Raw genomic sequence first — 12,696 nt, forward strand, 5'->3', positions numbered from 1 at the left:
GTCAGGACTCTCCCTTGCCCACGGTGGCAAGTCGCGCATCGATCTCGCCGCGAATGGCGCGGTGGCGTTCCGCCGTCAGGCTGTATCGCCAAGACAAGGCTGCCGCGATGAGCACGAGAACACAAGGGATGAAACTGTAGCTGATGGTCAGCATGAACAATGGTTGTGCGCGCGTCTCGCCCGCTGAGGTATAGCCCACGGCGCCGAGGATCAGCAGGGGAAGCCCGGCTCCAAGCGCATAGCCCATCTTTTGCACCATCGCGATGGCGGCAAAAAACAGTCCTTGCTGACGGTCGAGGGACTCGGCGGTATCGATATCGACGGTGTCGGCAACCATCGCGTTGGGCAGTATTAGCACGCCGCCGTAACAGGTCCCCTTCAGCAAGAAGAGGGCAGTAAAGATCGCCGTGCCGCCGACGGGCACAAAAAACATCAGGGCATTCGTGATTGCCACGATCACGAATGCCACCGTCAAAGCGCGATGCTTTTCGACGCGTTTGGCTAGCCATACCCAAAACGGAACCAGCGCCAGCGCGGTCAGGAAATAGAGAAAATAGATGATACCGATGTTGCTGACGCCAACGACATCACGAGCGAAAAAGATCGTGATCGTCTGCCGGAATACCTCGCCAATCGTGGCGATCAGCACCACGGTCGTAACCAGCAGAAAGGCGCGGTTCGACCCCAGCATGCGGAGCGCGCTGCGGAGATCGAAAGGCACCTTGCGGATCGGTGCGGCAGGTTCGGGAACCAGAAAAAATGCGATAGCCGCACAGACCGGAAGCGCGATGAAAATGAATGTGCTGATAGTGGCCATGACATCCGCACTTGTCGCGCCCGGCTGCAACAGCACATACGCCGGAATCAACGTCGATATGATCAGGCCGAGAATGCTGAAAAATTGCGAAACCGAGCTGATGCGTGTTCTGAGGTCATAGTCCGACGAGAGCTCCGCCGCCCAGGCATTATAGGGCAGCTGGATCAGGGTGAAGCCGAAATAGACGAGCGATACCGCCAGCAGGAAATAAAGGATATCGACCCCCGGGGTGGGCCGAAACAGCATATAGACCCCGGCCAGCATGGTGACTGTGCCAAAGAGCAACCACACCCGCCGACGGCCGATGCTGGGGCGCCAGCGATCCGACAAGATGCCGATGATCGGGTCGGTCACAAAGTCGGAGAGTCTTGCAATGATCAGGGCGACGCCAATCATCTGCAAGCTCAGGTTGAGCTGGCCGGAATAAAGCGGGGCCAGATAAATAGCGATCGGCAGACCGATCGTGCCGAGCGGTAGTTGCACCGAACCAAAGGCGACAATTCTCCAGAACCCAATGGCGGGATCAATGGCTGCGGATCGGGTCACGCGCGCAGCGCCTTACACGCGCGGCGCATGTGAATTATGCATATCATTCGAGCCAGTGGCACTGGTCTCTCTCCTTTTACCAACCGCCTTACATCGGAAAGATGGAATGACCGCCGTCAAGAACCAACGCCTGGCCGGTCATGAAATTGCTCTGCTGCGACGCAAGATAGACCGCGATCCCCTCCATATCCTCCAACTTGCCGATTTCACCCGATGCGGCGCGGCGGCGGCACGCATCCTGAAAAGCCTTAGGGGTATTGAGCGACATTTCGGTCTCGATGAAGCCGGGAAGTATGGCGTTAACCTGGATGGACTTTGGTCCCAGTTCGACTGCGAGAGAACGGACCAAGCCGGTAACTGCCGCCTTGGTCAGGCAATAGCCTGCGGAGTTCGGTAGTCCCAGAAGCGCCGCTACCGACGAGGTGACGACAAGCTTTCCTTTCGCCTTCCGGTCCAGCCAATGGCGCGTGGCCAGCTGGAAAGTGTCGATAACGCTCAATATGTTGAGGTCATTCGTGGCCGTCCAGGAGTCGCGGTCGAGATCGACAAAGGCACCCCGGACGCCCGCGCCGCCTGCATTGGCAAAACAGCTGTCGATGTGGCCAAAAGCCGCGACAGTTTCTTCGAAGGCAGCGGCTGAAGAGGCTTGATCGGTGACATCGGCCACAAAGCTTCGCGTGGTCCCGCCTATTTGTTGCAGGGCCTCGACCGCGGCGGCATTTTTTTCCTCGCTCCGGCCCCAGATCGCCACGCTGGCGCCCGCGCGCACAAGTCCAGTGGCCATCGCGAGGCCAAGCCCCCCATTGCCGCCCGTCACCAATGCGACATGGCCGCCGAGATCGAACAATTTTCCGCTCACGGTCATTCGCCTGCTTTCTTATGATGCATTTCTAATCCTCTTGCCCAGCGGCGCTGAAATCCGCGCCAATATTCGGGTTGGTCATCGCCAGCGACCTGTCCTCCCCATTGCTGTCCAAAACGGCTTGGCCATTGGCCATCGTTGGAGACGGCCGAGGGCACATCCAGATAGGCAGATCTGCTCGCATCGCCCTTGAGCTGGCGATCTAGAAAGGCGACGATGAAATGTTGGTTGATCGCCGCGATCCGCTCTTTGCGCCAAACCGGATCGGTCAACGATTCGATGACTGCAAACTCGGCGTTGGGGGGCAATGGCAGTGCGTTCCCGGCAATATTGTGTGCGGCTTCGCGAAACACGAGCAGGTGGCGACTACTGCCCTTGCTCTGCTCAAAAAGCCTTTGAACCCCTTGTTTGAAATCGACGACGTCGTCGCCATCGCCGCTGATGTAGAGTAGCGGTGTTTTTAGTTTGCTGAGTTCGGCATCGCTCCATACGCCCGCCTCCGGTTGACCGCCCCACGGCGCAATCGCGACGACCGCTTTTATCTGGGAGGCGAGCGACGGGTCTGGCGCGGGCATCGTACTCCGGACGGCCGGCGGTAGTTGGGCGAAGGCGGGCGCTACGGGATCGATTGCCGCGCCCGCGGAAATAAGCGCGCCATAACCGCCCATCGAATAGCCGATGAGTCCGACGGCGGAACCGTCGATGCGCGCCGCGATCGCGGGCGCCGCCAGCCTTCCCGTCAGCAGAGCGTGCAAGACCTGCTGCTGGTCCGAGGATCGGGTCAAAAGCACCGTTCCGAACGACGTGGCAAAGGAGGCGGCGTCGCTAAACGGCAGATCGCGATGATCTATCGAAGCGACGATGTAGCCGCGGGACGCCAGAGCCTCTCCGAGCCCGCTGAAATGCTCAGCCCATCCGCCATAACCGTGCGAAATCAGTACCAGCGGGTATTTTAGAGGCGTCGCCGGAGGGGGACCCGCGACTGCAATCCCGGTTTCTGTCAGTTCAATCGGCCGCTGACCGGGCAAGGCGTGCCTATGACGATAAGTCGTCGGCAGCGCAGAGGCTGCGCGCGTCGCGGGATACCAGATCCGAACCCCAACCGAACGCGTGCCGACCGTCATTTCCCGATATTCGGTTCCGACGCCATAGTCTCCCAAGCCTGACAATGCGGGCATTTCCGCTGAAGCTTGCCGTGCTCCAGGCTGCTCGGCGTGAGCCGTCCCTTGCGTCAGCGTCAGCGCGGCTGCAACCGCAGCGGCGGCAAGTCGGCGGGCGACTCTAGTCACAGCGCCGCGCCGCGCCGCGCCGCGAGCCGCCGGAAAGCGGCCGGCGAAGGATATGTCCTTCGCCGGCCCAGGCGGAGAGGCTGGTCGCCAGATTGGACCAGTTGGTGCTCAACGGAACCCGACATGCAAGCTCACGCCGAAGGTGCGGGGATCGAGCAGAAACGCGCTGCGAAAGCTCCCGACGAGGTTGGAATTGGCCTCAAGGAAGGTGATGCTGTCTTCATTCGTCAGGTTTTTCACAAAAGCGGTCAGGCTCCAGTCCTTGTCGCCGTTGGCAACCTGGACCGAGGCATCGAGTTGTTTCCAGCTGCCGACGCGGTCGGCCGGAACATTGAACTCGCGCGAGTAGAAACCCGCCTGCGAGTAGAAATCGACCCTAGGACGTACGGTCCAGTCATTTCCGGCTTCGATCGTGTACTCCGCGGCCAGCTTGAGGGTGCGGCGCGGCGCATTAGGCAGCTGATTGCCCTTGATCTGAAACAGCGCACTGCCGCGCGTCGGATCGGAGGAACGAAAATCGCTGCGGATCGAGGTGTCGAGCAGGCCGAGGGACGCTTCGAGGCGAAGCGGATCGGTTGGCGTCAGCACCAGTTCGGCCTCCAAGCCGCGAACCCGTGATTTGGGAATATTTACGTTTGCCACCGCCGTGCCGACGAGATTGCCGACGATCAGGTCGGAATAGTCGTAGTTGAACGCCGCAAGGTTCAGGCGGCCATTGCCGTTGAGGAACGTGTTCTTGATCCCAAGTTCATAGGAATCGATCGCTTCCGACCCAAAGACCGGGATCGTGTTGTTCCCGGGGTTGAAACCGCCCGATTTAAATCCCCGCGAGAAGGACAGATAAACATTTGTGTCGGCTGTGAAGGACAGGTCGGGATTCCAGCTGACGATGGCGCGGCCCGTGACCTTGTCGAATTTTTCGTCACCGATGAAATAGGGGCCGAGCACGAAGGTGCCCGACGCGGTCTCGATATGCTTCTTATCTTCGGTATAACGAAGGCCGCCGGTCAGCTTGAGAGTCGGCGTGATATCGAAATATGCTTCGCCAAACACCGCGTAGGATTTGACCTGCCCCAAGCGGGTGTCGAATTTCGAAACGGCGCCGCGCGTCAAATTGGCAGGCGCCCATGTGTCGACATAGCCCGACGTCCGCGCGTTAAGATAGAAGCCCCCGAAAATGAAATTGAAGGGTCCGTCAAACTGTGAAGACAGGCGCAGTTCCTGGCTGAATTGGCGTGCGGTGCCGCCCCCCGTCTGCGACGTGCGATAGTCGGTCGTTGTGACGGGCCTGCCAGAGAGCAAATAGGTCAGCAGGCCATTGCCCTTGCCGTCATTCGGCACAACCAGCGTACCAAAGGTGCCCGGATTGAACGCGTTGGGTCGGTAGCCCTGGTCAAAATCGCGCTCGCTGGTGTTTTTCCCGTCGCGCAGTCCGGTGACCGAGGTCAGGGTCAACGCACCGAATTTGTGGCTCATCTCCAGCGTGGCAAGAAAGTCCTCGGCCTTCTGAAAGGGCCTCACGTCGATGGCCACTTCGCGAAGGTTGCGCGGATTGGGCGCGAATGTTCCCCCACGCACGACGCCGGGGAGCAGAAAGCTGTCGATGAGGAAGTTGCTGGTCGGAAACCCGGTCGATGCCGACGCAGGCGAACAGCCGAATGCCGGGTCGGGCGTGCAGAGCGACTTGGCAGCGTTCTGGCGATCCGAATCTTCCTTGAAATAAGTCAGGGTGAGATCGATCAGCGTCGAGGAGGTCGGCTCGAAGCGCGTGCTCGAGCGTAGCGTGAACTGGTTTCGCCCATCGACATTAGCGCCGTCGAGTAGATTTTTCGTATAACCGTCGCGGTTGATGTAGTTCGCGGCGAAGCGTTGTGAAAGCCCGGGAGCGAGCGGAATGTTGAGCGCCGCGCTGGCACGTACGCCGCGCGGGCTTTCGCCCTGCAGATCGACATAGCCTTCGAACGCGTCGGTCGGTCGCCGGGTCACGAAGTTTACCGCGCCGCCGGTGGTGTTGCGGCCAAAAATCGTCCCTTGCGGCCCGCGCAAGACCTCGATGCGCTCCATGTCGAAGAAATCGCCAAAGCTGCTTCCCGACTGGAGGAACACGCCATTGACGAGAACGCCGATATTGGTGTCGCCTGTGCCGCCAAAGGATTGCGATCCGACGCCGCGGATCGTCAAGTTGCGGTTGGCGGAAAGCGTCACGTTCGGCGCGTTGAACTGCAGATCCTTGCTATCTTCAATTTTTGCGGCCTCGAGGGCGGCAGCATTGAGCGCCGTGATCGCGATGGGAACGTCCTGAACGTTTTCGGCCCGCTTTTGTGCAGTGACGATGATCGTGTCGCGATCGTCGGCCTCAGCGCCGTCCGCTGGGTCGGTTTGGGCTAGCGCGGTTGGGGCGGTCAAAGCCCACAATAGCGCAATTGCCGAGGAGCCCGCACTGCAGTTGAATCTTTTGGACATTTTTATCCTCCCACCATTCTTGTTGACGCCTTGTCTAATATAAATGGACATATAGTCAATAGAGAGATTGCATCGGCGCTTTAGGCGGCATTATGGCGCCATTCAGCTCGGTATATTGCAGGCTTGTTGACCAAATGGACCAATAAGCTATTCCTCGATTTGTCGACTTCGGACTTGCCGCGGTCGATGCATTCCGGCGGGGAGTCGTCGAAAAACCCTGCTGTGAAAGGGAGGCCATGTGTCAGACGGTTCGGAATCGCAGCGCTACGCGGACGACGGGCAATGATTGTCCGATCCGAGCAAAAGCTCGCGAACGGCCGGACATTGACGAAGTGGGAGCTTATCAATCGCTCCGGTGCCAAGGTTGCCGTGATGGATTTGGGCGCAACGCTGCTTTCGGTGACCGTTCCCGATCGCCGCCAAAAATTGGGCGACGTTACGCTCTGCCATGCCCGGCTCGACGACTATCTGACGCACCGACAATTTTTCGGGGGCATCGTTGGGCGCTACGCCAATCGTTTGGCCGGCGCCTCGTTCCGCGTTGGAGGGCAAAGCTTCAGGCTCCAGCCCAACGAAGGGCCTAACTTGCTACACGGCGGGGAGGATGGCTTCGACCGCCGCTTTTGGCGAGGCGACATAGTGGAAACCCCCGATGGCGAAGGCGTGCGTCTGGAAATACTCTCACCCGACGGCGATCAGGGTTTTCCAGGCGAGCTTCGGGTGACCGTCACCTACGTTTGGACCGAGGATAATCGCCTGATTACGGATTTCTCGGCGACGACAACCAGGCCATGCCCAGTGAACCTCACCCTCCATGGCTATTGGAACCTTGGCGGCGATGAGGCAGGCAACGGCATCGGTGAGCATCAGCTGCAGCTTTTCGCCGATCAATATCTGCCGCGAACGGCTGATGGAATTCCGACCGGAAGCATTGAGAGTGTTACAAATACACCGTTTGATTTTCGTGTGTCTCAGCCACTATCAAACCATCTTGAACGGCTCGACGGCCAAGCAGGAGGCGATATTGGCATCGATCATTGCTGGGCGGTCCGCGGGTCCGGGCTGCGTCCAGCAGCTCTGCTGTATGACCCGGCGTCGGGCCGCACGTTGACAATCGACACGGATCAGCCGGGCATCCAGGTTTATACGGCGGACCATCTCGATGCGACGATACTGCGCCGCGGTGGGCTGCCCTGTGAGCCCCGCTGCGCGATCGCGTTGGAAACGCAGCAATTTCCCGACGCACCAAATCAGCCTAATTTTCCAGACCCGACTCTTCGCCCCGAGACAATATGGCACAGCCGGACGGTTTATTCCTTTAGCGTGCGCTGATCCGTGCGCGATCGTCCTGTATGAGATGAGCGCCCGGCGAAGGCGAAACGCGAAACGCAAGTTGCGGTGCCATACCCGCATCGCGCCAGAACGCCGCCAATGCAGCGTCAACAGCGCTTGTCTCGCTTGCGGCGAAGACAGCAACCACGCATCCGCCGAACCCGCCTCCGGTCATCCGCGCGCCACCCGCAGCGCCGATGGCCTCGTTAAGGCAATCGACCAGCGCGTCAATCGCGGGTAGGCTGACTTCGAAATCGTCACGCAGCGAGGCATGCGAGGCGCGCATGGCGCGGCCAAGCGCAACCAGTTCGCCTGCTTCCAGGAGGTCCTTGAACCGAAGTGTGCGTTCGTTCTCGGCGACAACGTGGCGCGCTCGCCGGAAGGAAATCTCGTCGAGATCCGACTTCGCAAATTCGAGTGTGGCAGCGTCCAGATCCCGCAAAGCCGCGACCCCATAATGATGGCTAGCCGCGACGCATTGCTGGCGACGATCATTATATGCGCTATCGACCAAGCCGCGCGTTACGCCCGAGTGGACGATCATGATCGCGGTTCCAGGGGGAAATGGCACGGCGTGCGTCTCGGTTTTGCGACAATCGATGAGCAGGCCTTTTCCTTCCTCGCCGAACGCTACCGTCAGCTGGTCCATTAGGCCGCAATTGCAGCCGACATAGTGATGCTCCGCCCATTGCGCCGCACGCGCGATGCGTGTCCGGTCAGGCGCGTCATCGCCGGCCAGCGCTGCAAAGCCAAGCGCCGCCGCCACGCCGAGCGACGCGGACGATGAGAGCCCGGCACCTTGCGGAATGTTGCCCCCGATCGCAACATTAGCGGCGGAAATCGGCAAGTCGAATAGCGGCATCGCCGCGGCAACGCCGCGGACGTGGTTCTCCCAGCTGCCATCATCCGCTTTCGCGATAGTGGCGCCGAGAGTGAAAGATCCAAGCTGACTGCCAAGGTCGAGGGCTGCTGCCTTGATGGAATCGTCGTCGCGGGGCGAAAAGGCTACGACCGTTCCGCATTCGATAGCGCAGGGCAGGGCAAACCCATCGTTATAATCGGTGTGCTCGCCGATCAGATTCACGCGGCCTGGCGCAAATGCGATAATGCTGGGTTCGTGACCATAAAGCCGACGAAAACCGGCGGCCACGCGGTCAACCAGATCTTCCTTTGCGCTCATCTCGAATGTTCCTGCTGGGCGAGCACAGGGTTCGCTGCCCGCAGCAGCTCCGCAGCCTGCTCGGGCGTCAGATCGCGCTGCGCCTCGGCGAGCATCTCGTACCCCACCATGAATTTCCTTACTGTCGCAGATCGCAGGAGAGGTGGATAAAAGTGGAGATGCAGTTGCCAGTGGTCCTGAGAGCCGCTGGAATAAGGCGCGCCATGCCACCCCATGGAATAGGGGAAGGAACAGCCAAAGAGGTTATCGTACCGCGCGGTTAGCTCGCCGAGGACCGCGCCGAGATCGTCGCGCTGCAACGATGAAAGGTCTTCGATCCGCTGCACTTTGGCCCGCGGGATGACCAGTGTCTCAAACGGCCAGGATGCCCACCACGGCACGATCGCCAGCCACGCGTCACTCTCGATCACGACGCGCGGGCCGTCGGCTTCGCGTCGGGCAAGATCGACGAGCATCGCGCGTCCGTGCCGTGTATAATATTGGAGCTGTGCGCGATCTTCCACCGCCGGTTCGTCGGGAATATGGCTGCTCGCCCAGATCTGGCCGTGAGGATGCGGATTGGAGCAGCCCATGGCTGCACCCTTGTTCTCGAATATTTGCACCCATGCGTAACGCTGTCCGAGATCGGACGACTCTCGGGCCCAGGAATCGATGACGCTGCGAATTTCGGGTTGCGACAATTGTGGAAGCGTTTTGGAATGATCGGGCGAGAAGCACATCACGCGGCATTCGCCGCTCACTGGCTCCGCCCTTAGCAGAGGGTCATCGATGCTGATGGCGCCGCCTTGAGGCGAAAGCGCGGGGAAATCGTTCGAAAATACCCACGGGCCGCAATAATCAGGGTTTACCGCTCCGTTGGCGCGCGTATTTCCCGGGCATAGATAGCATTCCGGGTCATGTGCCACCGACAGGCGCTCCACGGGATCTTCTGTTCCGCCCTGCCAAGGCCGCTGCGCCCGGTGTGGGGAGACCAATATCCAGCGCTCTGCTAGCGGGTTATATCGGCGGTGAACCGCCATCGACCGATCCATATTGCTATTCCTTGCAGCGATCGAGCACAAATATCGGCAACCTGATCATGACGTTGACCATGAACGCCTGCGCACCGTGGAAAGCGCATTTAGCATTATTGACGATCTATGCAATAAGCGCGATGTGACGGTCATGAGCAACCTGCCGCCAGCTGTCCGCCTCGATCGATCTGCCCACTCGATGATATTCGATTTGCGCCGAGGCGCCGCCGAACTCGTGTGGCTCGGTGAGCCACTGCCAGTGGACCAGGATTTACTGGCCCTTTGCAACAGCGTTCGGCAAGGACGGCGACCCTCACAGCCCGATGAACCCGCGCCGTTTTCCATCTTGCCGCAAACAGGATGGGGCTACTCTTCTACGCCCGCCGTGGGCTTGATGCGCTGCGGAACTTTGCTGCCTTTGCATCTGCGTCTGGTCGAAGTCTTACAATCTCCCTCGTCGCTTCTGTTCATCCATCGTGATGAGGCGAATGGTATCGGTATCGAGGTGTCTTGGCGGATTTTGAGTTCGGGGGTGATTGAAGCGCGCGCCCGCCTGACCAATTTCGGTCGCGAGCCGGTTGACGTCCTCGACCTTGCTTCGCTTGCGCTTCCCCTGCCAAGCTGGGCCAGTCACGCGACCCGATATTCCGGCCGCTGGGCTGCGGAGATGCAGCAAACGCGCGTCAGGCTCGCCGACGGGGGAATTGCAAGCGCATCCTATGGCGGGCGACCAGGCTTTGGTGGTGGCAACTGGATACGGATTGAATCCGCCGATCTTGGCGAAGACCATGGGCATGCGATTTCTTCTCATTTTGCGTGGAGTGGAGATTATCGGCTGAGCGTGGAGTGCAATGCTGACGGCCGCGCTATGCTGATGATGGGGGTCCGGCTCGACCCCGGCGAAATCATGGTTCCTCCGGGGCAGAACTGGGACACGCCGCGCGCCCTGTTCACCGTGAGCAATGTGGGCGTGATGGCGACACGTCATGCTTTTCATCGCCATGCCAATTCGGAGGTGTTGCCGAACAGCAGCAGTCGATCGCCGCGCAAGGTCCATCTCAACAGTTGGGAAGCCTTGGGATTTGCGATGGATATGCCGAAGCTGACCCAGCTGGCCGACTCAGCAGCAGCGATCGGGGTTGAGCGTTTTGTCGTGGATGACGGTTGGTTCAAGGGCAGACGCAACGACCGCACCAGCCTAGGCGATTGGATCGCGGACCCCGATATATTCCCGGCAGGGTTAAAACCCCTTGCCGATCATGTTCGTGGCCTCGGTCTCGATTTTGGTTTGTGGGTCGAGCCCGAAATGGTCAGTCCAACAAGCGATCTTTATCGCCACTATCCGGACTGGTGTATCCACATTGCCGGGCAAGAACGCCCCACCCAGCGCAATCAGCTCGTTCTCGACCTCACGAAAAGCGAAGTCAGCAATTACGTCTATGAGCGCCTCGATACGCTCCTGTCGGAAAACGAAATATCCTATTTGAAATGGGATCATAATCGCGAATTGTTTCCGCTGGCAGGAAAAGGGCACGCGCAGGTTATAGCACTTTACGCATTGCTCGATCGGGTCAGGGCCGCGCATCCGGATGTTGAGATCGAGACCTGTGCCAGTGGCGGAGGCCGGGTCGATTACGAAATCCTCCGCCGCTGCGCGCGATATTGGGCCAGCGACAACAATGATGCGATTGAACGGCTTCGCATCAACTCAGCGTGGTTCGATTTTCTGCCGCTTGGCGCCACCGGCAATCATGTGGGGCCGAACCCAAATCCAATAACCGGACGCTGCTTGCCAATGGATTTCCGGGCGAAGGTCGCAATGTTTGGTCATATGGGCGTAGAGGCTAATCCGGCCTCAATGTCGACATCGGATAGGGCGTCGCTCGCGGCGCATATTGCGCTCTACAAAGAATGGAGGGACGTTATCCATCGTGGTACCATTACCCGGACAGTTGAGAACCTGCCAGGTGCGTTTGGGTACCTTGCGTTGTCGGGGGCACGTGGCTTGGCATTAGTGGCGCAAACGAAGTTCACCGATTATTATTCATCCCCGCCGGCAAGGCTGCGCGGCTTGGATCCCTCGGCGAGCTATCATATTCGCCTTCTGCTTCCCGGGTCGCCACCAAGCGATGCGTCGGTCGCTCAACCCGAATTATGGCATTCCGGTACGGTGAAATCCGGTCAGGAGCTCTTGCAACGAGGTATCCTGCTTCCAATGTCGGGAGCCGAGACTGCTTGGTTAATTTCGCTAGAGCGGGTCGCTTAAACGGAAACTACGGTTCGCTATCCAACCAAACTCAATTTCGAAGCGCCGCAATCAACGCGTCGCGTGCTATTGCCACGCGTGGATGGCGCAGCGATGAGCGGGCCCATACCAAATAGAATGTGTTATGTGGCACGGTGATCGGGGCCGTTATCTCAACGAGCGTGCAGGCGGCGCGTTCGGCACGAGTGAGATAGGCGGGCAGAACCGACCAGCCGAGCCCTGCGCACAACCCTGAGCGAAGCACCCGAAGGTCGGGCGCAGTTAATCCGGGTTGACGCGTCAACTCGATCTGGTTTGCTTCTAGCCATGTGCGCAGCAGCGGCCGATCGAGATCATAAGCCAGATGCGACATTCGGTTTAGGGTGTCGTCCAAGGGTCCGTCCGCTATTCGTTCGGCTACCGCAGGCGATGCGACAGCACGCAAACGCTCCTTGCCCAGCACTTGAAAGGCCAGTCGCGGATCATCGGGCTGCGAGGCGGTCACGGCGAGATGCACCTTATCCTCGATCAACATGGAATAGAGCGCGTCGCGCCCGCCGATATGAAGGCGTAGGTCAAGGCCTACGTCCAGCAGCGGCGCCAGTCGCGGCGTGATCATCTCGCCCAGAAGATCCGAAGGAGCGGCAATATGAACCGTGCCCGAAATGCGCGAAGATCGGGCCCGAGCGGTGGCCAGCGCCACTTCCGCCGTGTCGAGACTGCTTCCGATCGAAGCCGCGAGATCGTCGGCAATCGCTGTCGGCCAAACGCCGCGCGAATGGCGATCGAACAAGGGGTGACCCAATTGCGCTTCTAGCGAGGCGATATGCTGCGACGCGGCCGGTTGGGTAATGCCGATCGCCCGAGCCGCTTCGGTGAGCGAGCGACAGCGATAGACTTCGACGAATGTGCGCAACTGCAACAAGGACATTCTCGTTCCATAAGAAGA

The 12,696-nt window shown here is 59.7% G+C and carries 9 protein-coding genes; 2 read left to right on the forward strand and 7 right to left on the reverse strand.

Going from position 1 to position 12,696, the window contains the following annotated elements; translation table 11 throughout:
* Window position 1: 1 nt before the first annotated feature.
* The 4 genes from EAO27_RS19945 to EAO27_RS19960 all read right to left on the reverse strand — a co-directional run bounded on the left by EAO27_RS19945 (window position 2) and on the right by EAO27_RS19960 (window position 5,977).
* Window positions 2-1,363: an MFS transporter gene (locus EAO27_RS19945; RefSeq protein ID WP_242774361.1), complete on the reverse strand. Its 1,362-nt coding sequence runs from the start codon at window positions 1,361-1,363 to the stop codon at window positions 2-4.
* An 88-nt stretch (window positions 1,364-1,451) separates the two neighbouring features.
* Window positions 1,452-2,228, reverse strand: coding sequence for an SDR family oxidoreductase (locus tag EAO27_RS19950; RefSeq protein WP_242774363.1), 777 nt, complete (start codon window positions 2,226-2,228; stop codon window positions 1,452-1,454).
* A complete protein-coding gene (locus EAO27_RS19955; protein ID WP_242774365.1) occupies window positions 2,225-3,349 on the reverse strand; it encodes an alpha/beta fold hydrolase in 1,125 nt (374 codons plus the stop codon). The genes EAO27_RS19950 and EAO27_RS19955 overlap by 4 nt, the downstream gene beginning before the upstream one ends.
* A gap of 273 nt (window positions 3,350-3,622) precedes the next feature.
* A complete protein-coding gene (locus EAO27_RS19960) occupies window positions 3,623-5,977 on the reverse strand; it encodes a TonB-dependent receptor (protein ID WP_242774367.1) in 2,355 nt (784 codons plus the stop codon).
* A gap of 126 nt (window positions 5,978-6,103) precedes the next feature.
* On the opposite strand from EAO27_RS19960, the gene EAO27_RS19965 reads away from it, so the two are divergent.
* Complete coding sequence (locus tag EAO27_RS19965; protein ID WP_242774375.1) at window positions 6,104-7,309, forward strand: aldose epimerase family protein; 1,206 nt, start codon at window positions 6,104-6,106, stop codon at window positions 7,307-7,309.
* On the opposite strand, the gene galK is transcribed toward EAO27_RS19965, so the two are convergent.
* The gene (gene galK, locus EAO27_RS19970; RefSeq protein WP_242774379.1) at window positions 7,296-8,489 is read right to left on the reverse strand and encodes a galactokinase; all 1,194 of its coding nucleotides are present in this window, start codon (window positions 8,487-8,489) and stop codon (window positions 7,296-7,298) included. The genes EAO27_RS19965 and galK overlap by 14 nt on opposite strands.
* A complete protein-coding gene (locus tag EAO27_RS19975) occupies window positions 8,486-9,520 on the reverse strand; it encodes a UDP-glucose--hexose-1-phosphate uridylyltransferase (protein WP_242774380.1) in 1,035 nt (344 codons plus the stop codon). Before EAO27_RS19975 ends, galK begins: the two co-directional genes overlap by 4 nt.
* 1 nt (window position 9,521) lies before the next feature.
* Here EAO27_RS19975 and EAO27_RS19980 point away from each other — a divergent pair, with 1 nt between their 5' ends.
* Window positions 9,522-11,768: an alpha-galactosidase gene (locus EAO27_RS19980; RefSeq protein WP_242774381.1), complete on the forward strand. Its 2,247-nt coding sequence runs from the start codon at window positions 9,522-9,524 to the stop codon at window positions 11,766-11,768.
* A gap of 31 nt (window positions 11,769-11,799) precedes the next feature.
* On the opposite strand, the gene EAO27_RS19985 is transcribed toward EAO27_RS19980, so the two are convergent.
* Entirely contained in the window at window positions 11,800-12,678 is an 879-nt protein-coding gene (locus EAO27_RS19985; RefSeq protein WP_242774382.1) for a LysR family transcriptional regulator, read from the reverse strand.
* Between the last annotated feature and the right edge of the window lie 18 nt (window positions 12,679-12,696).

The organism is Sphingopyxis sp. YF1 (assembly GCF_022701295.1).
In the GTDB taxonomy this organism is placed as follows: Bacteria; Pseudomonadota; Alphaproteobacteria; order Sphingomonadales; family Sphingomonadaceae; genus Sphingopyxis.

Coding starts and splice junctions, on each gene's coding strand:
- EAO27_RS19950 (WP_242774363.1), bottom strand. CDS start 2,228: ATGACCGTGAGCGGAAAATTGTTCGATCTCGGCGGCCATGTCGCATTG.
- EAO27_RS19955 (WP_242774365.1), bottom strand. CDS start 3,349: ATGACGGTCGGCACGCGTTCGGTTGGGGTTCGGATCTGGTATCCCGCG.
- EAO27_RS19960 (WP_242774367.1), bottom strand. CDS start 5,977: ATGTCCAAAAGATTCAACTGCAGTGCGGGCTCCTCGGCAATTGCGCTA.
- galK (WP_242774379.1), bottom strand. CDS start 8,489: ATGAGCGCAAAGGAAGATCTGGTTGACCGCGTGGCCGCCGGTTTTCGT.
- EAO27_RS19975 (WP_242774380.1), bottom strand. CDS start 9,520: ATGGATCGGTCGATGGCGGTTCACCGCCGATATAACCCGCTAGCAGAG.
- EAO27_RS19985 (WP_242774382.1), bottom strand. CDS start 12,678: ATGTCCTTGTTGCAGTTGCGCACATTCGTCGAAGTCTATCGCTGTCGC.